The sequence below is a fragment of the Microbacterium sp. BDGP8 genome, from assembly GCF_029991045.1.
GTDB lineage: Bacteria > Actinomycetota > Actinomycetes > Actinomycetales > Microbacteriaceae > Microbacterium > Microbacterium plantarum.
In genome coordinates this window covers 15,263-40,343 of sequence record NZ_CP120712.1, presented here as the reverse complement: position 1 = coordinate 40,343, position 25,081 = coordinate 15,263, and the positions used below count along the sequence as shown (strand labels likewise).

Annotated in this window: 24 protein-coding genes; 11 read left to right on the top strand and 13 right to left on the bottom strand. The window is 67.4% G+C overall.

The genetic code is table 11. From position 1 onward, the window contains the following. Positions 1-114 precede the first annotated feature (114 nt). From P6897_RS00190 to pknB, 7 genes are read left to right on the top strand one after another with little or no spacing between them, the layout of a single operon-like run. Positions 115-855 carry a DUF3662 and FHA domain-containing protein gene (locus P6897_RS00190; RefSeq protein WP_112615553.1) on the top strand — a complete coding sequence of 247 codons (741 nt, stop codon included), beginning with the start codon at positions 115-117 and terminating at the stop codon, positions 853-855. After that, positions 852-1,409 (top strand): FHA domain-containing protein, encoded by a 558-nt coding sequence (locus P6897_RS00185; RefSeq protein ID WP_269268443.1) that lies wholly within the window; start codon positions 852-854, stop codon positions 1,407-1,409. The genes P6897_RS00190 and P6897_RS00185 overlap by 4 nt, the downstream gene beginning before the upstream one ends. A gap of 9 nt (positions 1,410-1,418) precedes the next feature. Further along, entirely contained in the window at positions 1,419-2,654 is a 1,236-nt protein-coding gene (locus tag P6897_RS00180; RefSeq protein WP_112615549.1) for a PP2C family serine/threonine-protein phosphatase, read from the top strand. Positions 2,655-2,710: 56 nt separating this feature from the next. Then, positions 2,711-4,036: an FtsW/RodA/SpoVE family cell cycle protein gene (locus P6897_RS00175; protein WP_112616917.1), complete on the top strand. Its 1,326-nt coding sequence runs from the start codon at positions 2,711-2,713 to the stop codon at positions 4,034-4,036. Beyond that, positions 4,033-5,490, top strand: a complete 1,458-nt coding sequence (locus P6897_RS00170) for a penicillin-binding transpeptidase domain-containing protein (RefSeq protein ID WP_282501757.1) — start codon at positions 4,033-4,035, stop codon at positions 5,488-5,490. The genes P6897_RS00175 and P6897_RS00170 overlap by 4 nt, the downstream gene beginning before the upstream one ends. Further along, complete coding sequence (locus P6897_RS00165; protein WP_282501756.1) at positions 5,487-7,340, top strand: serine/threonine-protein kinase; 1,854 nt, start codon at positions 5,487-5,489, stop codon at positions 7,338-7,340. Before P6897_RS00170 ends, P6897_RS00165 begins: the two co-directional genes overlap by 4 nt. A 13-nt stretch (positions 7,341-7,353) precedes the next feature. Further along, positions 7,354-9,102, top strand: coding sequence for a Stk1 family PASTA domain-containing Ser/Thr kinase (pknB, locus tag P6897_RS00160; RefSeq protein ID WP_282501755.1), 1,749 nt, complete (start codon positions 7,354-7,356; stop codon positions 9,100-9,102). A gap of 32 nt (positions 9,103-9,134) precedes the next feature. Here pknB and P6897_RS00155 read toward each other — a convergent pair whose 3' ends face one another. The 4 genes from P6897_RS00155 to P6897_RS00140 all read right to left on the bottom strand — a co-directional run bounded on the left by P6897_RS00155 (position 9,135) and on the right by P6897_RS00140 (position 11,150). Then, positions 9,135-9,776: a gamma-glutamyl-gamma-aminobutyrate hydrolase family protein gene (locus tag P6897_RS00155; RefSeq protein WP_282501754.1), complete on the bottom strand. Its 642-nt coding sequence runs from the start codon at positions 9,774-9,776 to the stop codon at positions 9,135-9,137. Then, positions 9,773-9,931: a hypothetical protein gene (locus P6897_RS00150; RefSeq protein WP_181574158.1), complete on the bottom strand. Its 159-nt coding sequence runs from the start codon at positions 9,929-9,931 to the stop codon at positions 9,773-9,775. Before P6897_RS00150 ends, P6897_RS00155 begins: the two co-directional genes overlap by 4 nt. Beyond that, positions 9,931-10,656 (bottom strand): class E sortase, encoded by a 726-nt coding sequence (locus P6897_RS00145; protein WP_274179106.1) that lies wholly within the window; start codon positions 10,654-10,656, stop codon positions 9,931-9,933. Before P6897_RS00145 ends, P6897_RS00150 begins: the two co-directional genes overlap by 1 nt. Positions 10,657-10,730: 74 nt before the next feature. After that, positions 10,731-11,150, bottom strand: coding sequence for a hypothetical protein (locus P6897_RS00140; RefSeq protein ID WP_282501753.1), 420 nt, complete (start codon positions 11,148-11,150; stop codon positions 10,731-10,733). 127 nt (positions 11,151-11,277) lie between these two features. Between P6897_RS00140 and P6897_RS00135 the strand changes: the two genes are divergently transcribed. Beyond that, entirely contained in the window at positions 11,278-11,517 is a 240-nt protein-coding gene (locus tag P6897_RS00135; protein ID WP_023953414.1) for a cell division protein CrgA, read from the top strand. A gap of 76 nt (positions 11,518-11,593) precedes the next feature. Here the strand turns inward: P6897_RS00135 and P6897_RS00130 are convergent, their stop codons facing one another. After that, complete coding sequence (locus P6897_RS00130) at positions 11,594-12,493, bottom strand: rhomboid family intramembrane serine protease (RefSeq protein ID WP_274179108.1); 900 nt, start codon at positions 12,491-12,493, stop codon at positions 11,594-11,596. Positions 12,494-12,500: 7 nt separating this feature from the next. Further along, a complete protein-coding gene (locus P6897_RS00125) occupies positions 12,501-13,058 on the bottom strand; it encodes a peptidylprolyl isomerase (RefSeq protein WP_181574157.1) in 558 nt (185 codons plus the stop codon). Between the two features lie 92 nt (positions 13,059-13,150). Here P6897_RS00125 and P6897_RS00120 point away from each other — a divergent pair, with 92 nt between their 5' ends. From P6897_RS00120 to P6897_RS00110, 3 genes are all read left to right on the top strand, one after another. Next, complete coding sequence (locus P6897_RS00120; RefSeq protein ID WP_112615535.1) at positions 13,151-13,729, top strand: DNA helicase; 579 nt, start codon at positions 13,151-13,153, stop codon at positions 13,727-13,729. 5 nt (positions 13,730-13,734) lie between these two features. Next, entirely contained in the window at positions 13,735-14,220 is a 486-nt protein-coding gene (locus P6897_RS00115) for a YbaK/EbsC family protein (RefSeq protein WP_274179110.1), read from the top strand. 69 nt (positions 14,221-14,289) lie between these two features. Further along, positions 14,290-14,850 (top strand): hypothetical protein, encoded by a 561-nt coding sequence (locus P6897_RS00110; RefSeq protein ID WP_274179111.1) that lies wholly within the window; start codon positions 14,290-14,292, stop codon positions 14,848-14,850. On the opposite strand, the gene P6897_RS00105 is transcribed toward P6897_RS00110, so the two are convergent. From P6897_RS00105 to P6897_RS00075, 7 genes are read right to left on the bottom strand one after another with little or no spacing between them, the layout of a single operon-like run. Then, positions 14,801-15,616 (bottom strand): ABC transporter permease subunit, encoded by an 816-nt coding sequence (locus P6897_RS00105; RefSeq protein ID WP_274179112.1) that lies wholly within the window; start codon positions 15,614-15,616, stop codon positions 14,801-14,803. The two genes, P6897_RS00110 and P6897_RS00105, sit on opposite strands and share 50 nt — an antisense overlap. Continuing rightward, positions 15,616-16,548: an ABC transporter ATP-binding protein gene (locus P6897_RS00100; RefSeq protein ID WP_274179113.1), complete on the bottom strand. Its 933-nt coding sequence runs from the start codon at positions 16,546-16,548 to the stop codon at positions 15,616-15,618. Before P6897_RS00100 ends, P6897_RS00105 begins: the two co-directional genes overlap by 1 nt. Next, entirely contained in the window at positions 16,545-17,819 is a 1,275-nt protein-coding gene (locus tag P6897_RS00095; protein WP_274179114.1) for a M50 family metallopeptidase, read from the bottom strand. Before P6897_RS00095 ends, P6897_RS00100 begins: the two co-directional genes overlap by 4 nt. Further along, a complete protein-coding gene (locus tag P6897_RS00090) occupies positions 17,816-18,952 on the bottom strand; it encodes a lantibiotic dehydratase C-terminal domain-containing protein (RefSeq protein ID WP_274179115.1) in 1,137 nt (378 codons plus the stop codon). Before P6897_RS00090 ends, P6897_RS00095 begins: the two co-directional genes overlap by 4 nt. Beyond that, complete coding sequence (locus P6897_RS00085; RefSeq protein ID WP_282501752.1) at positions 18,949-21,705, bottom strand: lantibiotic dehydratase; 2,757 nt, start codon at positions 21,703-21,705, stop codon at positions 18,949-18,951. Before P6897_RS00085 ends, P6897_RS00090 begins: the two co-directional genes overlap by 4 nt. A 2-nt stretch (positions 21,706-21,707) precedes the next feature. After that, entirely contained in the window at positions 21,708-23,291 is a 1,584-nt protein-coding gene (locus P6897_RS00080; RefSeq protein ID WP_282501751.1) for a nitroreductase family protein, read from the bottom strand. 29 nt (positions 23,292-23,320) lie between these two features. Further along, positions 23,321-25,024: a TOMM precursor leader peptide-binding protein gene (locus P6897_RS00075; protein WP_282501750.1), complete on the bottom strand. Its 1,704-nt coding sequence runs from the start codon at positions 25,022-25,024 to the stop codon at positions 23,321-23,323. Positions 25,025-25,081 lie beyond the last annotated feature (57 nt).

Genomic DNA, 25,081 nt, shown 5'->3' with positions numbered 1-25,081 from the left:
CCCGAGGATATCACGCCGACGGCGGCTCCTGAGCCGCGATCCGAGCCCCAATGCATGGTCCGTTCAGCCTCGCTGACTACGATGAAGCAACCATCCGCCTGCCTGAGGAGCCCCGTGGGACTACTAGACAGCTTCGAGAAGGGTCTCGAGCGTGCCGTCAACGGCGCGTTCGCCAAGACCTTCCGCAGCGGCGTCCAGCCAGTGGAGATCGCCTCCGCCCTCCGCAGCGAACTCGACAAGAAGGCCGCCGTCGTCAGCCGCGACCGCATCCTGGTTCCGAACGCCTTCACGGTGCGCCTGTCCGACAACGACGCCGAGCGCATGAACGCGATCGGGCCCGCTCTCCTCGACGAACTCCGCGGGCTGGTCGAGAAGCACGCGAAGGCCCAGGGCTACTCGTTCTCGGGTGCCGTCTCGGTCTCCCTGCAGGACGACCCGCAGCTTTCGACGGGCACTGTCCGCGTCGACTCCAACTCCGATGCGGGCGCCCGCGTGTCGTGGCAGGCCGTGCTCGACATCGACGGCACACGGCATCCGATCGTCGCAGCGCGCACCGTCATCGGGCGCGGCAGCGACGCCGACATCACGATCCCGGATGCCGGAACCAGCCGGAAGCACGTCGAGATCCTCTGGGACGGCGAGCGCGCCATGGTGCGCGACCTCGGTTCCACCAACGGCACCCAGCTCAACGGCGCGCGGGTCAGCGAGGCCGCCCTGCCGTCGGAGGGCGTCGTGCGCATCGGTCGCACCGACATCGTCTTCCGCGTCGTCCCGCAGGCGCAGGCTCCCGCGCGGCCCCGGATGTCGGCGGCCGACGCGACCCGCATGTACGACACCCGAGGTGAAGCCCGATGAGTCCGCTCACCCTCCTGCTGCTGCAGATCGGCTTCCTGGTCCTGCTGTGGTTCTTCGTCTTCGCCGTCGTGTACTCGCTGCGCGCCGACCTGTTCGGCGTGAAGGTGCGCAAGCTCCCCGAGCCGGCGGCAGCCGGTGCCGCGCCCGCCGCGAGCCCCGCGGTCACCCGTCCGCCCACGTCGTCTCCGGATGCCGCGACCGCCGCCGTCGGCGCGGTCGGCACCCCGGCCCCGGCAGGCAAGGGCGGAAAGGCGACGACCGACGCCGTGTCGCGCATCGTCATCACGAGCGGCCCCAAGGCCGGCCTCGAGCTTCCGCTCGGCTCCGAGCCGCTGACCATCGGCCGCTCGAGCGAGTCGGGTCTCGTCATCCGCGACGACTACACGTCGAGCCACCACGCGCGTCTGGTGCTGTGGGGCAATCAGTGGATGATCCAGGATCTCGACTCGACCAACGGCACGTGGCACGACGGCGAGCGCGTCGCTTCTCCGGTTCCGATCGTCGTGGGCGCGCCGATCAAGGTCGGCGCGACGACGTTCGAACTGCGGAAGTAGCCCGCACGTATGGTCTTCCAGGGCTCCAGCGCCGCCATCTCGCATACCGGGAAGGTGCGCTCCAACAACCAGGACTCGGGCTTCTGCGGCTCGAACCTGTTCGTCGTCGCCGACGGCATGGGCGGGCATGCCGGTGGTGACGTCGCCTCGAGCCTCGCGGTTCGACGGCTCGAGAGCCTCGACCAAGCCTTCTCCACGACCACCGAGGCCGAGGCCGCCCTGCGCGAGGCGCTGGCCGACACCGCGGCAGAGCTGATCAGCACCGTCAAGGTGCGCCCCGAGCTCGCCGGCATGGGCACGACCGTCAGCGCGCTCGTCATGGTCGACGAGTACGCCGTGATCGCGCACATCGGCGACTCGCGCCTGTACCTCTTCCGCGACGGGGCACTGACCCAGATCACGACGGACCACACGTTCGTGCAGCGTCTGGTCGACTCGGGCCGCATCACCCCCGAAGAGGCTCGCTACCACCCGCGCCGTTCGGTGCTCATGCGTGTGCTCGGTGACATGGACCCCGATCCCGAGATCGACACGTTCATCATGCCCACGCAGCCCGGCGACCGGTGGCTGCTGTGCTCCGACGGACTGTCGGGCGTCGTCGACGACGCCCACACCGCGAAGGCGCTCGGGCAGGGTTGGGCTCCGGGCCGCACTGCCGACAGCCTCCTCAAGCAGGCCCTCGACGGCGGTGCGCCCGACAACGTCACGATCGTCATCGTCGACGTCGGAGGCCAGCACCCGCTGTTCAGCGGACCACCGACGGTCGTGGGGTCGGCGTCGCACCCGCTCGGTATCGAGGTGCCCGCCGCTCGCCCGCAGCGCAGCAGCTGGCTGCATCCTGCTCGCCAGGCCGCGAACGAGCCCACGCACTTCGAGCCTGCCGCGGAGTTCCTCGAGGAGCTGATCGAAGAGGACCGCCGCCGCGCACGTCGCCGCCGGATCACCTGGTTCGCCGGCTTCATCGTCATCCTGGCCGCGATCGGGGTCGTGCTCTTCGGTGCCTACAGCTGGACGCAGACGCGCTACTTCGTCGGCGTCGACGAAGACACGGTCGTGATCTACCGCGGCATCCCGCCGAGCATCGGACCGATCTCGCTCTCCTCGCCCGAGGAAGACACCGGAATCCCCCTCGCCGACCTGGCTCCCTACCAGCTCGACCTGGTGAAGCAGACCATCTCAGCCGACTCGCTCGCCGAGGCCCAAGCCATCGTCGAGAATCTGCGCGTGGACGGAGGATCATCGTGACCGGCACCGCCGTCTCGGCCGACACCTCGGTCATCAAGGCGCTGCGCAAACTGCGGATGCCGCAGACGCAGCGCAACCGCGAGCTGGGCCTGCTCCTGTTCGCGTTCGTCATCAACGCCGCGGCCCTCGCCCTCGTGCAGCTCGGAAAGAACGGGGCGATCGACTCGTCGTTCCTGATCTACTGCGCCGTGCTCGACGCGCTCGCACTGGCCATCCACGTCGTGCTGCGCCTCCGGGCGCGCGACGCCGACCCGTTCGTGGTCCCGATCGCCACGCTCCTCTCGGGCATCGGCATCGCCATGATCTATCGGATCGACCTGGAGGGCACCTCAGCCGGCTGGGACATGCTGGCCGTGCGTCAGATCGTCTGGTGCGCGATCGCCCTCGTGGCAGCCCTCATCGTCGTCATCGCCCTGCGCAACTACCGTGTGCTGTTCCGGTACACCTACGTGTTCGGGTTCGCGGGCATCGCGCTGCTTCTCCTTCCGTTCGTCCCGGGCCTCGGCGTCGAAGCCGGCGCCGACGTCTGGGTGTCGATCGGCGGCATCGTGTCGTTCCAGCCCGGCGAGCTGGCGAAGATCGCCCTCGCGATCTTCTTCGCGGGCTACCTCGTCCGCACGCGCGAATCCCTCACATCGGTCGGAACTCGATTCCTCGGGGTCACCTGGCCGCGAGCTCGCGAGCTCGGTCCGGTCCTCGTGATCTGGGCGATCTCGCTGGGCATCATCGTGCTGCAGCGCGACCTCGGCACCGGCACCCTGATCTTCGGCATGTTCATCGCGATGCTCTACGTCGCGACCGGTAAGACCAGCTGGGTCATGATCGGCCTGAGCCTGGTTCTCGCCGGCGTGATCCTCGCCTCGCAGGTGCTCCCCTACGTCAACGGCCGCTTCCAGAACTGGCTGAACCCGTTCGACCCGAACAACGTCGACGCCGCCGGCGGAAGCTTCCAGCTCATCAACGGCCTGTACGGCCTCGCCAAGGGCGGCTTCATCGGCACGGGGCTCGGCCAGGGTCGCCCCTGGATGACGCCCTTGTCGCAGAGCGACTACATCTTCCCGAGCCTCGGTGAGGAGCTCGGCCTCATCGGCGTCTTCGCCCTGCTGTGCCTCTACATGGTGTTCACGAGCCGCGGCGTGCGCATCGGCCTCGCCGGTCAGGACGACTTCGGCAAGCTCCTCGCGACGGGCCTGTCGTTCACAATCGCGCTGCAGGTGTTCATCATGGTCGGCGGTGTGACCCGCGTCATCCCGCTGACGGGGCTCACGACACCGTTCCTGGCTGCCGGCGGCTCGTCCCTCGTGGCCAACTGGATCATCGTGGCCCTCCTCCTCCGCATCTCGGATGCAGTTCGCTCTCGACCCCGGGTGGTGATCGGATGACCAAGGAACTGCGACGACTCAGCTTCGTGATGCTGGCGATGTTCCTCGCCCTGTTCGTCTCGACCAGCTGGATCCAGGTGATCCAGGCCCAGGCGCTCAACGAGAACCCGGGCAACCGGCGGACGCTGTACGACTCGTTCGAGGTGCAGCGCGGTTCGATCATCGCGGGCGGTTCGGTCGTGGCGGCATCCGTGCCGAGCGGCGACATCTACTCCTGGCAGCGCCAGTACACGGATGCCGCGATGTGGGCGCCCCTCACCGGCTGGATCAACCCGGTGCTCGGGTCGTCGTCGGGGATCGAGCAGATCATGAACCAGTCGCTCTCCGGCACCGACGACACCCAGTTCCTCGCTCGTCTCGAGCAGATCATCTCGGGCGCACCGGCGCGCGGATCGAACGTCCTGCTCACGGTGGACCCGAGAATCCAGCAGGCGGCCTTCGACGCACTCCAGGGCTACGAGGGCGCCGTCGTCGCGAGCGACCCCTCGACCGGACGCATCCTCGCCATGGTCACGAGCCCGAGCTTCGACACCAACCTGCTCGCGTCGCACGACTCCGCCGGCGTCAACGCCGCGTACGACGAACTCGCGGCCGACCCGCTCAAGCCGCTTTTCAACCGGGCGATCGACGGCGATCTCAACCCGCCGGGATCGACGTTCAAGCTCGTCGTGGCCTCCGCCGCGCTGTCGTCGGGCAAGTACACGCCCGAGTCGACGTTCCCGAACCCGGCGACGTGGACGATCCCCGGCACGAGCAACACGCTTCACAACTTCGACCTCGGCACCTGTGGCCCCGGCGACACGGTCACTCTCGCGACCGCGCTGCGGCTCAGCTGCAATATCCCGATGGCCGAACTGGCTGTCGAGCTCGGCGACGACGCCATCCGCGAAGAGGCCGAGAAGTTCGGCTTCAACAGCGAGATGGAGATCCCGCTCGCGACCGCCGCGTCGCAGTACCCCCGCGGGCTGAACGACGCCCGCACGGCGCTCTCGGGGTTCGGTCAGGGGGACGTGACCGCGACGCCGCTGCAGATCAACCAGGTCTCGGCCGGCATCGCGAACGGCGGCATGGTGATGAAGCCGCAGCTTCTCGACTCCGTCGTCGCACCCGATCTGACCGTGCAGGAGAAGTTCGAGCCGAGCGAGTTCGGCCGTGCTCTCAGCAAGGATGTCGCCGAGCAGATGCGGACGCTCATGGTCGCCAATGTCCGTGACGGAGCGGCGAGCGGTGCAAGAATAGACGGCGTCGATGTCGCCGGAAAAACGGGCACTGCGGAGCACGGTCCAGGCGATCCGTACACGTTGTGGTTCACCGGCTTCGCGCCGGCGGACAACCCCCAGGTGGCCGTCACTGTGATGGTCGAGAACGGGGGCGGCCAGGGGCAGGCCGGGACGAGCAGCGGGATCGCAGCCCCCATTGCGAAGAAGGTTATCGAGGCGGTGCTGAACAGATGAGACCCATGCAAGGCGTGAGCTTCGGCGGGCGTTACGAACTGGATTCGCGGATCGCGATCGGCGGTATGGGCGAGGTGTGGGAAGCCACTGACCACGTCATCGGCCGCACTGTCGCGATCAAGATCCTCAAAGACGAGTACATGGGCGACCCCGGGTTCCTCGAGCGCTTCCGCGCCGAGGCCCGTCACGCGGCGCTCGTGAACCACGAGGGCATCGCGAGCGTCTTCGACTACGGCGAGGAGAACGGCAGCGCCTTTCTGGTGATGGAGCTGGTGCCCGGCGAGGCGCTGTCGACGATCCTCGAGCGCGAGGGCTCGCTGTCGTCCGACAAGACGCTCGACATCGTCGCCCAGACCGCCTCGGCGCTGCAGGCTGCGCACGCCGCGGGCCTCGTGCACCGCGACATCAAGCCCGGCAACCTGCTCATCACGCCCGACGGCCGTGTGAAGATCACCGACTTCGGTATCGCGCGTATCGCCGACCAGGTTCCGCTCACCGCGACCGGTCAGGTCATGGGCACCGTCCAGTACCTCTCCCCCGAGCAGGCCTCGGGGCACCCGGCCTCGCCGGCCACGGACATCTACTCGCTCGGCATCGTCGCGTACGAGTCCGTGGCGGGCAAGCGTCCGTTCACGGGTGAGTCGCAGGTCGCGATCGCCATGGCGCAGATCAACGAGCAGCCGCCGCCGCTGCCCGCCACGGTCTCCGACCCGGTGCAGAAGCTCATCCTCGCGATGATCGCGAAGAAGCCCGACGACCGTCCGGCATCCGCCTCGGCCGTCGCGCGCGCGGCATCCGCTCTTCGCCGTGGCGATCTCGCCGCGGCGCATGCCGCGGTGCCGGCGATCGCGGCCGGTGCGGGCACGAGCGACGTCACGCAGCTGATGCCCTCCGCAGGCGGAGACACGGCGACGTTGCTGCTCCCGGCCGGAGCCGCCGCTGCCGGGGCCGGCCTCGCGGCCGCGGGTGCGGCGGGCGCTGCGTCCGAACTCGCTGCTGCGGACGACAACCTCGCCGAGACGCCGAAGCGCAAGCGCAGCCGGTGGACCTGGCCGCTCGTCGCGCTCATCGCCCTGCTCGTCATCGTGCTCGGCGGCACGCTGTTCGCCCTGCTCTCCGGCGGCGGAGACCCCGAGCCCGACCCGTCGACTCCGACCAACGCGGCACCCTCCACTCCGGAGAACACCCCGTCCACGCCGCCGAGCCCGAGCACTCCGGCGTCGATCAACGTCGACGACCTCGGCCTCATCGGCCGCTCGTGCGAAGACGCCCTCGCCGTCGCCGAACGGGCCGGCCTCGAGAACGTGACCTGCGCACCCGGCAACGCCGCGCCCAGCGAGGACCAGGTCGGTCAGGTCTACGAGGTGGTGCCGCTCGGCAACGTGCAGCCCACCGATTCGGTGACCCTCACGTCGTACGCGGAGCAGAGCCCGCTCAACGCCCCCGCCGCTCCGACGATCCAGTCCAACGGCCAGACCGTCACCAGCGTGACCGCCGGCTCGACGGTTCAGGTCATGTGGTCGAGCTACTCGTGCCCCGCCGGCCTGACGCCGTCGGAGTACCGCTTCACGGTGTCGGGCGGGACCTTCGCCAACGGCCAGACCACGTCGAGCTTCAGCCTTAACCAGCGCCCCGCGCCCGTCACCGTCGGCGACTCCGGAGCGCTCTCGGTGACGTACACCGTCACCTGCGCCGGCGAGAACGGTGACCGCACGTCGCCCGCCTCCCCCGAGGCCGCCGCCACCATCCAGACGGCGCCCTCTCCGAACCCCAGCCAGAACGGGAACGGCGGCGGCAACGGCGGCGGAAGCGGCAACGGCGGCGGGAACGGCAGCGGAAGCGACGACTGATTCCGGTTCGACCATGAGTCCCACATCCGAGTACGAGTCGAACGCAGGGAGTGACGTGTCGGCAGAGCAACGTGTGCTGTCAGGGCGCTACCGCATCGACGAGCCCATCGGGCGCGGTGGAATGGCGAGCGTGTACCGGGGGTACGACGTCACCCTCGGGCGTGACGTGGCGATCAAAGTGCTCAAGCGCGAGCTGGCCGACGACCCCGGCTTCCGCATGCGGTTCCGCCTCGAGGCGCAGGCCGCGTCGCGGATGGCCCACCCGTCGATCGTCCGTGTGTTCGACGCCGGTGAGGACACCGAGACCGACCCCGACGGCAGTGACCACTCCGTGCCGTACATCGTCATGGAGCTCGTGACGGGTCGACTGCTGAAGGACATGGTCGAAGCCGGCCCCATCAGCGAGTCGGATGCGGTGCGCTACGTCGACGGCATCCTCGAAGCCCTCGAGTACTCGCACCGCGCCGGGGTCGTGCACCGCGACATCAAGCCGGGCAACGTCATGATCACCGACGCCGGCACCGTGAAGGTCATGGACTTCGGCATCGCCCGGGCCGTTTCGGACTCGTCGTCGACGGTCGCGGAGACCACGGCGATCATCGGCACGGCGGCCTATTTCTCCCCCGAGCAGGCCAAGGGCGAGCCGGTGGACGCGCGCGCCGACCTCTACTCGACCGGTGTCGTGCTCTACGAACTGCTCACCGGGCGGGCGCCGTTCCGCGGTGAGACGCCGGTTGCCGTCGCCTACCAGCACGTGAGTGAAGCTCCCCTGCCGCCGTCGGAGATCGTCGAGAACGTGCCGCGCGCGCTGGATGCCGTCGTGCTGCGCGCTCTCGCGAAGAGCCCGTTCCAGCGATTCCAGGACGCGACGGAGTTCCGTGCCGCGCTCGACCAGGCGGTCGGCGGCAAGCAGCCGACCAAGCGTCAGATGGGGGCCCTCGCGAGCGAGCTGTACGGGCCGGATCCGCGGCACGCGGCCGAGACGGCACGATCCCTGCGTCAGCTCAGCACCGACAACACGATGCGCCGCACGCAGTCCGGCCCGCCCGTCAGCTGGATCTGGGCCGGAGTGGCGGTGCTCGCCGCCCTGCTCATCGCGGTGCTCATCTGGGTCCTGGCATTCCGTGACACGACCACGACCGTGCCTAGTACGTCGCGGGTCGTGCCGGAGGTCGCCGGCAAGTCGTGGGACCTGGCGGAGAATCTCATCGAAGAAGCCGAGCTGGATCCGGTCCGTTCCGACCGCAGCGACGACGCGGTGCCGCCGGGCGACGTCATCAGCACCGAGCCCGCAGCAGGCATCACCCTCTCGCCGGGCCAGCGCGTGACCGTCTACGTCTCGACGGGCCAAGAGATGGCTACCGTCCCGACCCTCCAGAACCTCTCACGCACCGAGGCGACCGAAGCGCTGCAACGTGCCGGGCTGCAGCTGGGCACCGTTCGATCGCGCAACGATCCGACCCTGCCTGCCGGCACGGTCATCGAGGCGTCGGCGCCCGAGGGCTCGGCTCTCGCCATGGGATCGTCGGTCAACCTCGTCGTCGCCAGCGGCACCGTGACCCTCGTCGACCTGACCGGGTACACCGTCGAGGCCGCCGAGCGCGAGCTGCAGCAGGAATCGCGTCAGCTGATCCCCGAGGTCATCGAAGACCCGGGCTGCGCGGCAGCAGCGGGCGGTCGCACCGTCTCGTCGCAGTCGCTGGCACCGGGCGAGGTCCCGATCGGATCGACCGTCACGCTCCGGGTCTGCACCGGCAGCTGAGACCCGCGCCTCACCGGCTCCGGCGCACCGGTTCAGGTGACGGTTGCATCCCGTCGATGCGGGTGCAACCGCGCCCCGCGCTCCTGCGCGCCGTTCAGTCCGACCGACGCCAGCCAGTTCCCCAGCATCCGGTAGCCGCCATCGGTCAGCACGGACTCGGGATGGAACTGCACGCCGACGACGGGTGCGTCACGGTGGGCGATCGCCATGACCGTGCCGCCCGGCGCGCGTGCGGTGACCCGCAGCTCGGCGGGCACCGTCGCGGCGTCGACGGCGAGAGAGTGGTACCTGCCCGCCGCGAAGGTCGTCGGCACGCCCTCGAACAGGAAAGACCCGTCGTGTCGCACGTCCGACGTCATCCCGTGCATGAGTTCCGGCGCCTCCCCCACCGTCGCGCCGAACGCGACCGCGATGGCCTGATGCCCGAGACACACCCCGAGCAGCGGAACCGCGGATGCCGCGGCTGCGCGCACGACGTCGATCGAGGCGCCCGCATCCTCCGGAGTGCCCGGTCCCGGCGACACGAGGACGCCGTCGAAGCCCGCCATCACGTGTGAGGGGTCGCTCACGGCATCCGACTCCACCATCTCGGTCTCAGCGCCGAGCTCATGGAGATAGCCGACCAGAGTGTGGATGAAGCTGTCGTGATTGTCGATCACGAGGATCGCGGTCACCCGACCGTCGACTCCTCGCCCGGCGCGAAGAACGGCGCGATGGCAGGGAACACCCAGAAGAACAGCGCATAGACGACCGCAGCCGCGAGGATGAGCAGGAAGAACAGCCGGAGCCACCAGGGTCCGGGGAGAACTCGCCACAGTGCTCCGTACATCAGGCGGAGACTCCCTCTGTCAGCGACGCCGGCGGACCCGCCGAGGTCGGGGTGAACTCTTCGAAGACCGCGTACGAGATGATGCGCTCGAGCATGTTGAGTTTCGGGGCGCAGCTCGTGAGGGTGAGGTACTTGCCGTTAGCGCTGAGGTCGACCTGCTGGGGAACCGGGTTGAGTACCTCGATCGCCGTGTCCTGCACGTACTCGACGTTGCGGAATCGGTAGGTGTACCAGCCGTCCTGGGTCTGGATGACAATGGCGTCGCCGACCACGAGCCGGTCGACCGGGTCGAAGGGCGCACCCGAGGTCCACCGGTGCGCGGCGACAGCCATGTTGCCGTCGGCGCCCGGCATCGCGGAACCCTCGTAGTGACCGATGTGGCCCTTGTCGAGGATCGCCTTCTTCGCCGTGCCGTTCGCGATGGTGAACTGCCAGTCGGGACCGAAACGCGGGATGTACATGATGCCGAACTCCGCGCCCGGCTCGGGCTCGGCCAGCACGGGAATCGCGGCGGGGTCCACCGGCTCGGGCTCACCGGTAGGCGTCTCGGCCGGCGTCGGAGCCTCTTGGGCCTGGGTCTGCCACTGCTGCGCGAGCGCCGCGGCCTCCGCCTGCTTCTGCGATCCGATGATCATGTCGCCGAACCACATCTGCCAGCTCACGAAGAGCAGCATCACCACACCGGCGGTCAGAAGGAGCTCGCCGAAGACGCTGATCACACTCACGCGTCGCCGCGGGCGCGACGGCGAGCGACGTGAGCGTCGGGACGACGTGCGAGTGCTCTCCACAGTCGCAGAGTTTAGCCCGCAGCCCTGGAAGAACTCACTGTGGCGACGAGACGGCGCACCGCGCTGGATGTCGGCAGATCGACCCAGAGGCGGATGCTGCCGGTCCTGACGCCTGCGCCGTTGACAACCGCGGCACCGCCGAGGTCGTCGAGCAGCGGATGCATCTCGGCCGCGACCGACTCCGGGAGATATCCCACACCGCGACCGTTCGAGAAGGCTGCGATGTTGCCGCGGCCCCGAGACGCGTCCACTTCGGTACGCAGGACATAGGCACGAGGATGACGGCTCTGTCGCTCACGGTCGTTCACGAGATAGTGAGTGCGTTCGAGTCTGACCGCGCGAGACGGGAGCTCCCGCAGATCCGGCAGGTCGTCGTGCCGGCTGACGCGCCCGGTCACTGCGTGGACGATCTGTTCCCACCATGCGGGCATCTCGGCCCCTCTCGATTCGGCATGCCATCACCGAGGCGGAGCACTCCCCTACTGTCTCACGGCCGGCCTGTGGGAGTCCTGACGGGTGAGCCCGGGCGACTCGAGGTCCGACGGCTAGGATTCTCCCATGGCATCTTCCAGCGACCACGACGACCCGACCGTGGAGCGACGCCCCGCAGATGACGCACCTAACCCGGTCTGGTTCAAGCCGATCATGCTGGGGCTGATGCTCATCGGACTCGTGTGGGTGCTCGTCTTCTATCTCAGCAACTCCACGCTTCCCGTGCCCGGTATCGGGGGCTGGAACCTGGTGATCGGTTTCGGCATCGCCTTCGTGGGCTTCCTCATGACCACGCGGTGGCGCTGACCGGTTGTCCACATGGGGTGAATCACACCGGTGTGATTCCATCCCCACCTGGGGATAGGCCTGTGGATAACTTTCGTCAGTAGAGGGCGAGGGGCACCGCGAGCAGAGCGATCAGCCCCGCGGCGGTGGCGCCGAGCAGCCAGACCTGCAAGCGCTGACGGCGGATCGTTCGCGTGCGCGCGAAGATGAAGCCGACGAGCGCGCCCACCGCCAAGCCGCCGACGTGCGCCTGCCACGAGATCTGCGTGCCTGCGCTTCCGCCGAGCCCGCTCAGGAGCAGCGGCAGGAACGTGATGACGAGGTTGATTCCCAGAACCACGGCGATTCCCGTGATGTTCGCGCCGATATGACGGCCGATCACGAGCAGGGCGCCGAAAAGGCCGAAGATCGCGCCCGACGCACCGACGACAGCCGATGAGAACCCGAACAGCACGACTGCGACCGATCCCCCGAGGCCGCTGAGCAGATAGAGCGCGAGGAAGCGGCCGCGACCGAGCATCGGCTCGAGGCTGCGCCCCAGCATCCAGAGCGCGAGCATGTTGAGCCCGACGTGCCAGAAGCCGCTGTGGACGAGCAGCACCGTGAACAGCCGCCACGGCTCGAAGGTGCCGCTGAACTCCGGGTAGAGCAACGGGGGGTACATCGCCAGAGTCGACGTGACCACGGACCCCAGGCCCGGGATGAGTCCGACGATGAACACGAAGAACGTCACGCCGATGATCCCGTAGGTGACCAGCGGCCGTGAGTCGTCGGAGCGCACCGCGCGCAGGACGCGCGGTGCGCGGCGGGGACGCGGCGCGTCCGAGCTCTTCTGCTGATCACGCAGACATTCGGGGCAGATCACTCCGACGGGCATCTGGGTCTGGCACTCCGCGCAGATCGTGCGCAGGCACCGCTGGCAGAGCACGAAGCTCTGCCGATCCGGATGCCGGTAACAGAAGTTGTCGGGGTTGCTCCGCAGCTCGGACGCGCTCACGTACCGCTCAGACCGTGACGACGTCGATCGACGAGATGACCACCGGGTCGACCGGACGGTCCTGTGCGCCGGTCTTCACCGAGGCGATCGTGTCGACGACCTGGCGCGACGCGTCATCCGCGACCTCGCCGAAGATGGTGTGCTTGCCCTGCAACCAGGGGGTCGGGTCGGTGGTGATGAAGAACTGCGAGCCGTTCGTGCCCTCGGCCTTGCCCGTGATCGCGTTGCGGCGCAGGCCCGCGTTCGCCATCGCGAGGATGTAGGGCTTCTGGAAGTCCAGCTCGGGGCTGATCTCGTCGTCGAAGTTGTAGCCGGGGCCGCCGATGCCCTGACCGAGCGGGTCGCCGCCCTGGATCATGAAGTTCGGGATGATGCGGTGGAAGATGACGTCGGTGTAGAGGGGGCCCTCGCCGGGCTTGCCCGTGGCGGGGTTGGTCCACTCCTGCGAACCGTCGGCGAGACCGATGAAGTTCTTCACCGTGCGGGGGGCCTGGTCGCCGAAAAGGTTGACGACGATGTCGCCGTGGTTGGTGTGGATCGTCGCTACTGCAGTGTGCTGAGGCATGTGTGCCATTCTCGCACCTGTCAATGCCCTGCTGGCTGGAGCGCTCTCTGGCAAGATGAGGGAAAACGTCCCACGATGCAGGGAGGGCCCACGTGAGCCTCAGCCGCAAGCGCAAGAAGCAACTCCGCAAGCTCCAGAAGCAGGCGAACACCCTGTGGGAGTCGCAGCAGGTCCTGATGGGAGAGGCCGCTAAAGTCGCACGCGACGCCGGCCACCAGCTGGGCAACTACAACCGCGAGCACGTCAAGCCCGCCGTTCAGAACACCTACGAGCAGTACGCGGCGCCGTACGTCGACAAGAGCGTTCGCGCGACCCGCAAGGTCTACAACGGCGCGCTCATCCCCGCCGCCGGTGCTGTCGTGGGCGGCGCGCTCTCCGTGTGGGATGCGGCCAACGACACCCGTGGACGCCTCGCCCATGGCCGCGGCGTCGACCTCGACCTGTCGTCGGTGAAGAAGAACGCCGCCAAGTACGGCAAGAAGGCGACGAAGAAGTTCCAGTCGCGTGCCGCACTGCCGGAGCCGAAGAAGAAGCGCGGCGCCGGTGGCGTCATCGCTCTGATCCTCGGCGTCACGGCCGCAGCCGGCGTGCTCTACGCCGCCTGGCAGACGCTTCGCGCGGACGACGAGCTGTGGGTTGCCGACGACCCGCTGCGCGCTCCCGACGCCTGAATCGGATGACAGAAGATCTCGAGCCCACGTCTCGGGTCCGCCTCGCGGCGGCCGAGCGTGGGCTCGATGTCGTCGTTCGGCCGCGTCCGGATGCTGCGAGCCTCGATGAGGCCGCCGCGCTCCTCGGTCTCGAACCCGACGACATCGTCAAGACGCTCGTGGTCAAGCGGAGCGACGACACGTATCTGTTCGCGCTCGTCCCGGGCGACCGGGTCATCTCGTGGCCGAAGCTCCGCGCCCTCGTGGGGGTCAACAAGCTGCGCCTGCCCGAGCCCGAGCTCGCCCTCGCGGCGACCGGGTACGAACGCGGCACGATCGTGCCGATCGGCAGCACCCATGACTGGCCGGTCTTCGCCGATTCGTCCATAGCGGGCCGACGCATCGCGATGGGCGCCGGCGCGCACGGCTACAGCCTGTTCGTCGACGCCGACGCTCTCATCGCCGCCTACGGCGCAACCGTCGCCGATATCACGGAGCAGCGTTCGCGCTGACGGGTCGCTCCCGATCGTCGCGCGGGGTCACCGCGTGAGAGAACGTCTGGCACCTAAGCGCAGGACGACGTGGACGCGCAACTCGTCGACGTCGTACTGCAACACGACGACGTCGAGCACGAGCAGGTCGAGGTGGTGCTGCACGCGCTGCTCGTCGTGCTCGTCGAAGCCGCCGAGAGATCGTCGGTCATGGCGAGGTCGAGTACCTCGAATGTCTCGACCTCCAGCGCCGCCACTTCGGCCCTCAGCATCGTCATGGTGCCATCCTTTCGTCGTCGCGATCTAAGAGAACGTCATTCCGAATACAGTCGACGAGGCGATCAGACACAGCACGGCGATGATCGCGAAGACCGCCTTCTGACCGCTCGACCTGCTCGTGACCGCGGCGACACCCGCCGCAAATGCGCCGATCATCCCGACGAAGGCGAGCGTGCGGGCCGCTCCGACGTCGGCGAAGCCGAAGTGCAGCACAGACGCGGCGACGGCGCTCGCAACTCCGATCACAGCGCCGACGGCCGCGAATCGCTGGAGACCGCGCGGGTGGATAGATTCTTCAGTCGTCATTTCGGCTTTCTCCCTGTCATCGGATGTCACGCGCACGGAACACCACCGCCGCCACGCCCGCGCTGAGGATGCACCATGCGACGAGCACGAGGATCGCGATCCCCAGGGGTGCGTCGGGGACGCCGCCCGGCATGGTGGCGATACCGGCGGCGTCTGCGAGGACCGCGGACGCCCCGCTGATGAGCCCGACGCGCACGGGCGCCAACACGGTGGCCACCGCCGCAAGCCCGTGAACCATCTGCTCGACGACAAGCGCCCACAGCACGCCGATCGCGATGCTGGCCGCGAGCGAACGGGTAACGATACCCAGCATGAAGCCGAACATCGCCCAGGCCACGGCAATCAGCCAGGAAGCCGCGGTGTCGGCGACGATCGCGACAGCGTTCCATCGCATCGACGCTCCGTCGATGGCCGAGAAGACGACGGCGCACACGGCGGCCGTGACCATCGACAGCACGATGACGACGGAGACCAGCAGGAGGAGCGCCGTGAGCTTACCCACCAGCACGGTAGCGCGCTCGGGCACGCGGCTCAGAGTGAGACGGAGGATTCCCGATCTCTCGTCTCCGGCTGCCATGAGCGCGCCGAGGATGATCAGCACCGGGGCTCCGTACATCGGAAGCGACCCGAGGACGGCCGCAGACACTGCGTCCGTGCCCAGGCTCGCTTTCATCGCGGCGCGTTGCTCCTCGGTGAGTCCGTCGACGGTCATCGCGACGATGAAGTTCGCGAGATAGGCGAACAGCACGATCTGGAGAAGCCAGACGATGGGCAGGACGGTGAAAGCCCTACGGTGCCGCATCCCGTACAGCTCTGCATCCACCGTGGACATCATGAGCTCCTCCGTTCGTCGGCCGCGGTCATCTGCAGGAAGACATCTTCCAGGGAGCGGTGGTCCCGCCGGACACCCGTCACATCCACTCCGGCCGAAACCAGGGCCACCGTGACCGACGCCGAGATGTCCTTCGCCGCGACGACCTCGACGCCCTCGCCGGTAGGCCGGACCTCGTCGACCTCCGCGTGCGAGCGCAGTACGTCGAGCGCAGCCTCGACGTCGGTGGTCGTCACGATGATTTTCGGCGCCTCCCCGTGCGCAGCTTCGATCTCGGCAGGGGTGCCGATCGCGATGATCCGCCCGTGGTGGAGCACCGCCACGCGATCGCACACGTGGGCGACCTCGCCGAGCAGATGGCTGGACAGCAGCACCGAGCGGCCCCGCTGCGACTGCGCGCGGATCAGATCGCGCATCGCCGAAATACCGGCGGGATCGAGCCCGTTGGTCGGCTCGTCGAGAATCAGCAGCTCTGGTTCTCCGAGCAGCGCGGCGGCGAGTCCGAGGCGCTGCTTCATCCCGAGCGAATACGTCCTGAAAACGTCATCCCCGCGATCACCCAGCTCGACCGCCTCCAGCGCGGTGTCGACGGCTGTCCGGGCGAGGCCGGCGTACTTGGCGATGAGCACGAGGTTCTGGCGCCCCGTCATACCGGGGTAGAAGGTCGGGCCCTCGATCATCGTGCCCACTCTCCGCAGCACGTCGTTGCTCAGCGTCGCACTCCCGAGTACCGAGAACGAACCGCTGCTCGGTCGCGCGAGACCGACGAGCATCCGCATGAACGTCGTCTTCCCGGCGCCGTTGAGACCGACGAACCCATAGACCTCGCCCCGTCTCACCTGCAGGCTGACGGCGTCAACCGCGGTCCCGCGGCGGAAGGTCTTCGTCAACGCGGTCGTGCTGATCGCGTTGTCCGTGTCGCTGATCGTCATGTCTGACCCCATCTCTTCGATATCGGTGTCCTGGTGCCCGTCTGCGCCCTGCGCTTGGCCCGCGTCCGCCGCGTCGCCAGCACCCCGATGGCGAAGGTTGCCAGCACCCCGCTGCACACCACGACTACCGCGGGCCACGGACCGAGCAGCGGTTGGAGGGCCAGATATCCCGCGACCGCGAATCCGAACACCATCGCGCTCATGAACAGGAGCGAGAAGAGGCCGTACACCAGCGACGCGGTTCGGTGGCCGGATTCCCGACTGCCCGCTTCGCGGCTGCGACGTGCGAGGCCGACCAGCGCCGCTCGTGAGGAAGCCTCGAGATCGAAGGCGCCGAGAGCGTGCATGAGCGCGTAGTAGCCGTCCATGTGAAAGAGCGGGACGAGATTGATCAGGCCGGTGAGCAGACCGAACGTCATCATCGCCGCACAGACGGTGGCGAGCGTCCCGTCGGCGACGAGCGACAGCGGCCAGAACGGTAGACACACCGCGACGGATACCGTCACGCCCGCGAGAGCCACCCTCACCCTGCGGGAGCGATCGTGGAAGAGCATCGTGTCGTCGACCTTGCAATAGGGCGAGATGAACGGAAATCGCCACATGACGCCGATCTCGATGTCACGCGCCCCGTAGGCCCACGCCGTCGCGCCGTGAGCAAGCTCGTGAAGAACGAGGGAGGCCCACATGACGACGATGAAGACGGCGATCGCCACCGGATCCGTCCAGAGCGACCGGGCGGCGGGCCAGAGCACATCCCAGTTGGAGCTGACATGAACAACCAGCGCCGCCGCGGCCACCCAGACCAGCAGCCAGACGGCGAGATGATCGAGCACCCGCACCGCGACGGCCATGCGGCGAAGGATCCGATCCGCCTTCACGATCGGCATCCGGGCGTGCAGCCACGTGCGAGCCTCTCCGCGTTCTCGCTCTCGGGCGTCTCGCAGGCTCTGCAGCTGGACCGGCGTAGCCGACCCCACCAGGAGGCCTCGCTGAGCGAGCAGTCCGAGCAGGGAATTCCACAGCGGCTCGGTGAGTCGCCGTTCGTAATGCTCGATGAACTCGTCTTCCAGCTGGTCGACGGTGCGCACGCCGTCCATACGTGAAACAAGGAATTGCTCGTGCTCGCCGATGCGGAAATACCATCCCGTCCGCGCATCGTGCATCACGAAGCGTGTCGACGGAACATCCCAGAGGCCGGGACCGATGCGCACATCATCGACCAGCTGCGGGCGCGCATCGCGCAGCAGGTCGAGAGTGTCGCCGCCATTCATCGGTCGGCCCCTGTCCCCCCGAACATGAACTGCAGGTCGGTGCTGGCGGAATCGGCTCCACCCTGAGTGAGGGCATGCTCGATGAGATAGGCGATGTAACACTCGTCGATGATGCTCACCCCCAGACGGTTGTTCGTCATGTGCAGATACCCACTGAGGAGAGCCTGTGCCCCCGTCGTGATGTCGACGGGGATCGTGCCGCCGTCCGGGCCGAGCGGGAACGTGAGCTCTCCCCTGTCGGCGACAGCAGAAAGCGTGTCGTGAAGGTCGATGCAGTGCTCGGCCCATTCCTTCAAGAAGCCGTTCAGTTCATCGGTATCCCTGCGAGCGGCAGCCTCGTACACCGTGCCGAGGTGTTCGCGCAGACCGCCCTGCATGGTGTCGAACGCTCGAGCGTATGCATCGTGGCGCGGCGCCGCCTCGCCCGAGCCCGATCGCTCCCAGTACGTGCGGTATGCCGACAGGAAGAGCGCCGATCGGTCGATGTCGTCCTGGAACACGCCCAGCATCACCGTCATCAGCTGCGCGGAAAGCCCGAACAGCACCGATCGCACGTGCACATTCGTCGTCTCCACGAGCGTGCGCACCAGGTCGCTGGATGCCTCGAAGTGCTTCTCCGCCACGCTGATCGCCTCGGTACCCCCATATCGTCCGACTTCGGGCTCGTAGCGCATGACGACGTAGCTGTTGTTCGGGCGCATAGGCATGGAGCCGGTCTCTCCGTACAGCTCATTCCACTGCTGCTCGTCGTATTCGCCGAGGAACATCTCCTTGAACAGGCCGGACGTCTCACGCTCGTCCATCTCGTAGAGAGCAGGACGGTCGTCGAGGAACGCGTCGAGAGCCGAGAACAGCCGGTCGACGACCATCTGCTGATCGCCCATACGTCTCGGCTTGAGTCGCACGCGCAGATGCGGCCCCTCCATCCAGTACCTGATGAAGAACCACGATTCCAGCAGCCCGTCTCGGCGAAGCCCGTCGATGACAGGTCCAACGGCGTCGACGAGCAACGGGTGGTTGTTGCTCGAATAGTAGACGTGCACGGCAATCCATTCGCCGGCGGCATCCGGATCCACCACGGGGGGCAATTCGGCCTCGACGGCGACGGGCGATATCGGACGAACCGCGGTCATCGTGTCACCGCCGGAGCGTTGAACTCGAAGGTGATCTCCGAGACGAAGCGTTCCCCAGCCGCATTCCGCGCGGGCAGGCTCTCCGGTACCGGCAGCATCTCGGTGAAGACCAGGCGCCGATTCGCGCGCTGGGCCAACTGGTCGAGGATGTCGAGACAGAAATGGTCCTCGAAGTCGACGAACTGCGGCTTACCGAAACGCACGGCGGAGTCATCACCCTCGCCCTCGTCCCCACCGGCGGCATCAGGCGTGACGAAGACGTAACGCGGTAGACCGTGCCTGCGCGTCCACCGTCTCCAGCCGAGCATCCGTTCCGCGCCATCCGCGCCTAACAGACCCTCGGGGAGCGAAGCCGGGTCCGTCTTCCACACTCGTCGGACGAGCACCAGGTCGCCTAGCCGCACCCGCGGATGGCCGCCTATCTCGCCCCCGCCCAGAGGTTCGTCGGTCCCCGTCCAGAGGTCGAGGCTCGCGATCCGACTCTGCGAGAACGCCAGGAGCAGCCGCTGCATCTCCGGCAGTGCCATGGGCATGAGGAAACCCAGATAGACCGGGATCACCTCGACGTCCAGTCGCCGTGAGCGGAGGAGAAGCCGGCCGCACGAGGGGTCACGGACGATCGAGAGATCCTCCACAGGCAACTGCTCGTCCGTGTCGCGGAACGAGACCTCACCGGGACAGACGATCTCGTACGGCGTGACGACGGAATGCAGGTTCAGGTTCGACGTGTCGTATCCCCCGGTGATCTCTGCGAAGACGGCGCCGGGCGGAGTGATGCTGCGCAGGTGCTCTCGCAACGCGTCGACGAGAGAGGTGTCGCCGGACTCCGCGAAGCAGTGGTGGAAACGCGAGAACAGCAGTGACAAGCCCGTATAGGTGCGATTCAGGACGCACCGATCGCGGCCGTCTATCTCGCCGATCTGGCCGAAGTAGGCGCGCGGGTCCAGCCGGTCGCCCAGATCGGGTAGCGCGGCCGCCACCTCCTCGACGAAGGCATCGTCGAGAACGAGGTCACCGGCACCATCGTGCGCGGCATACCGCGAGCGCATCGCACGAACCAGGGTGCGCCGTGCCTCATCGAGAGCGCGGACCTCGTCCATCTTGAACCAGTTCTCCTGGTCCTGATATTCGTTGTCGACGAAAGGCCGTCTGTTGGCCGAGTAGCGGAGGTACTGGTCGTAGACGTCGAGGTGGAAGTCGTGGGTGAACTTCACGATGTCGTCGCATGTTCCGCGTGCCCCGTAGCGGGCGTCGAAGAACCCGCGCACCATCAACCGGTGCGGGGTGAGGGAGTCGAAGACGGGCAAGATGCGAGCAAGCGAGGCGAAGTCGCCGGACAGCCCGCTTTCCCAGGCATCGAGCGACGCACGGACGCTGCCGCGCGGCAGCGCAGAGTCCTCGTAGACCACCGTGCGCAGCCGCTCCGGTTGCTGCACACCTATCCCGCGCATCATCGCGTCGTAGTGAGAGTGCAGATCGCGGATGATGAGCCGTCTCTCGTCAACGCTGGCCTGCGCGTAGGTCCCTACGAGGTCGGTCATCCGACGGATGTCGCTCGAAAGCGTGGAAGCCCATGGCGCCTCCAGTCCTGCGATCCTGTCCGCGAAGTGAACAGCGGGATCCGCCGCATGGATGTCCATCGTCAGCACAGGCGCGGTCAGCAGATTCAACCTCAGGAGATGCCGCAGGTAGTGCCACACATCGTCGAGGGGACGGTCGTGCGGAAGCTGGGAGTGGAGCGCGATCTGCAGGCGGCCCATGGTCATCATGCGGTCTCCGAGCACACGGAAGAGATCGTCGACGATGTCGCTGTGCGCAAGGAAGAACACGTTCTCGTCGAAGGTGTCGAGGGTCATCGCCGCATCGGCGTCACCGACCTTGCGCTGCCTTCGCATGTACCTGACGCGCCGACGATCGCTCGTCCATCCACGCGAGACCATCACGGGGAGGTCGACGAGATGCTCGTCGGACGCCAGGATGGCCTCGCTCACCCGTGCCAGCATGGCCATGTTCAACCGGGGATTGCTCCGGGCTGCTTGCGAGTCCAGAACCTCGGGATCGACCTCGAGCACACCGCCAGCATCGCCCGAGAAGTCGCCCAGCGCGACGTCGGTGAGTGTGCTGAAGGGACTCGTCTTGCAGACGGTCCGATAGACATAATCGCTCGCCGACCGCTCGATGCGCCGGGCGCGCTTCGACAGGCTGGCGGGATCGGCGGCCAGGTAACGCGGGATGGCCTCGTCGAGAGATGGAGACGCCAGAAGAATCCCGGAGCGCAGTACTGGTGTCGCGATAAGCCGTTGCAGGGCCGCTCTCCGCAGCGGGAGCTCGGCGCGGAACACGTCGGCGCCGCTTCGGCGCACGTCACGCGTCTGCTGCGCGAGATCGATCCACTCGAGGATGTCACCCGCCAGGCCATCGGGGAGAATCGCGAGCGCTGCGCGGGTCGCCTCGATGTCGCGCGGCACACGGGCGTTGAAGATGTCACGGCGGAGATTGATCAGTGCGTGACGGACCCCGTCATCTTCTTGGCCGCCGATGAACTCCTGCACGCGGTCCGGAAGGGTTCGGGCAGCATCGTCGAGTCGCGCCTCGGCGTCCAGCACGACGTCGGCCCATGCGACGGTCCGAGAGAATGCCAGTCCCTGCAGCCGTTCCCAGGGCAGCGGCGCGACTCGGAACATGAAGTGGGGGGGCGTCGACTTCGCGACGGAAGAGATCCGTGGGCGAGCGAGGGCTGAGAGGTTGGTCATGACTACTCCTTCGCGTCGAGATCCAGCGGTGCGGCGAAATCCGCCTGATCGACGCGATCGCGGCCGATCATGATCATGATCAAGGGCCATTCGCCGGTGTCGATCACGCGCAGACGCTCGGCGTACGCGACGTTGTCGAACCCCAGGGCAGCACCACACGCGAGCCCGAGGTCGGTAGCCGCAAGGTAGGCGGACTGGGTCGCCGCACCCACGACTGCGTTCAGCAGACGCACGGTCCGCGAGCCACCTGCGGCGAGCACGTCGTCGGCCGGCACGAGGATGGCGAGCACGGCTGCCGCCTGCTCGACGTTGTAGTTGTCGAGGAAGTACGTGGCCTGAAGGAAGAGCCCGGGATCTTCGTCGTCGATACGGACCAGGGCGTCCTGCTCGTGGTCGTACACGTATCCACCCGGCGAGATCCCCTCGACGTGGTTACAGAAAACGGCCACCCGAGCGAACTGCGCCCGTCCGGCGTCGGTGAGCAGCCGCGCACCTCGATCGGTGGTGCGAAGCACATGGGCAAGCTCCGCGAGACCCAGCGGGATGTTGGAGCTGAAGGTGCCGAAACTGGACCGCCTGGCGGCCAGAAGATCCGACAGTCCGAGCGCGGAGCTCGACTCCGCGCTCGGGGGCAGCGACGTCATCTGACCCGACGACGTCCGCGCGAGCACCACATCTATCGCAGGAGCGATCGTGTCCGCGAAGGAGTCGCGCATGACGTCGACCACCTGAGGGAAGCGCGTCGACCCGGGGAAGCGCTCCGCCTCCTCGAACCGCACCCCCGCCTCGGAGGTGACGGTCCCTCTTTTCAGGTCGCCGGCCCCCGGCGGGAGTGGCAAGACCGCCAAGGTCGTCTCCTCGAACGGGTCGAGGCCGAGCAGGCCGTCGAGACCCGCGGAGTCGAACCACAGGCGGGGAGTCCGCGCGGCCGAGTCGCCCGACAACCCGGACAGTGCGAGTGTGGCGAGCACCGTCCCGAGGTCCATGGTGACCACGTGGTGGCTGAAGCTGTTGTATTTGAAAGCGTTCTTCCAGAGCTTGACCGTCACCAGCAGGAACTGGTCGGTCCCGCAGTCGTCGTCGATCGCGGCGCGAACCCTGTCGTGTGCATCGCCGACAAGAAGCCTTTGCATCGTTCCCGAGGCCGTGTTCCAGTGATACACACCGGGAAGCTGCCGCGCCGAAGAACCGCTCACCCAGTAGAACTCGAGCGGATAGAGACCGCCACCATTCGCCGTGCCCCGGGAGTACGTGCTCACCGCGCTCACCGTCTTGTTGACCGCATCATCGTTGCCGGTCACGCGCAGACGACGCGAGAGGAGACCATATGTGTCGTGGAGGGCGCGGCCCAAGCTACCGACGTCCAGCACATCGCTCGGCGACGTCGACGGGGATGAGAGCGCATCCGACAGCCGTGTACGGCACTTCTCGCCGACGGGCATCTCGAACTGCGCGGCGTCGGAGAAGACCTTGTGGCGCCGGGGCTGCTGGTCCCACAGCACCACGTGGTCGAGCGGTGGCATCGGCGTACGGGCGCGCCGTACGACATCATCGACGTACTTCCTGACGCGTGTCGTCGTGGGCATGTGGGCTCCTGTCGGAATGACGGCGGTCATCAGGGGAACGGGTGCGGTACCGGGTTGATGTCCTCGAACCGCAACGCGGTGGCGCGAAGCCCCGCGTCGCGGTGAGCGGTGCGGGTCCGGTCCATGTGGAAGGCTCGCTGTTTGTGCCAGCCGAAGTCGATCGGGATCAGCCCCGGCACGACCGTGGCATACGTGTTCAGACCCATCGACCGTTGCTCGGGCGACGTTTGATCCACCGCGAGGAGATCGAACCCCCTGTCGTCTAGCGCGGCGATGACCCACCGCAGGTCGTCCGAGAGGTCGAGGTTCCGGGGACGTGTCCTGTTCCATTCCTCGTAGACAACCCCCATCGGCTGCGCGCGGCGCTCGCTGAGCAGAAAGTCTGAATGCTCGACCATCTCGTCCATTCCGTGGAGGAGAGCATGGTGCTTGAGCTCGCGAACCAAGCCGAAGTCGTTCAACATCGCGCGAGCCTCGGCAGCGCCGCTCGTCATCCGCCGGTCGAAGCTCGGGACATACGATGCGACCTCGCACAGCGCCGCCCGCATCGCCTGCACCGGGTCCAGCGACGAGCCGGCGGCGAAGCACAGTGCGCCCGGACGTCCGTCGGTCCGCACGGCGACGGCGGTCACGACGGGAACCGGCAAGTCGACCCTGGTGTCGAACATGCGCACGTCGAAGCCCTCGAGCGCCATCCGCGCCACCATGATCGAGATGTCCGAAGCGCCGCTGCTGAGCGGATCGATCTCGACCGCAGGATGACGAGCGAACCAGGTCAACAGGAAGGAGTCCCGTTCGATGAGCTCGAGGACTCCGTGCAGGATGGCCTCCTCAGGGCTTCCCCCGGTAGCGCAACCGTTCGAGCATTCATCGACGAATGCCGGGCCCGTCTGATCCAGATAATGCACGAGTCGCTGCGGCACGAACGTATCCGTGCCGGTGGTGAGGTTGCGACCCCAGACCCAGGGGATCTCGAGGTCCTCGGTGAACTCGACGAAATAGGGCGTGTTGAAGTCGTAGAACTCGCGCGGATAGAGGGTGCACGCACGAGGATCGAGAGCGGGCACGTCCAGGTCGCGAAGCGCAGCCCAGACGGGTTCGGGCAGGCCGCGGGCCAGGAGGCCGGCATACCGCTCGAGACCCTCCAGCACAGCGAGCCGCCGCGAGTCCTCGATGTTGTCGGCGTGGCCGCTCCAGAAGAACTCGTAGAGGTGCGCTGCCCCGCGCACGTAGCTGTAGCCCGTGACGGGGATCGTCGTCGGGTTGTCGAAAGCGGCGGGAGCCTGGGGGCCCAACACGCCACACACCGGGTTCGCGAAGACGTCGATGTCCATGGCGTAGTCGCGCAGCGAGGTCAGACGGTAGGTGTCGACGTCGGGTTTCGGGCGGGGTGCGAACGGGACCGCCGCCCGCGACGGCGAGTTGGCCGGGGTCATGCCGCATGCGGGACAATCGGGGTCCGCCAGGAGGGGGAATGTCCGGGTCGCGAGAGTGTCGAGCTGCAGCCTGCGCACGGGGGCCTCCCCCATGGTCGAGGGACGGACACGGGTATCGTCTTCCACCATCAGCTGCAGCGCGTCGAGCACCAGTGGCGTCAGCCAGACGCCCGACGGCAGCGCGCAGGAACTTCCCGCCATCTCGAGAGCGTCGCGCTCGTCCTCCCGACGAATGGCTTGCCAGCGGCGATGGAAGCAGAGAGCACAGGCAGCTCGTTCAGATTCGACTCCTGTCATCACGTACGCGTCGCGCCCGTGGAGGTGCACCGTTGTGACCTCCCTCTCGGGGAACAG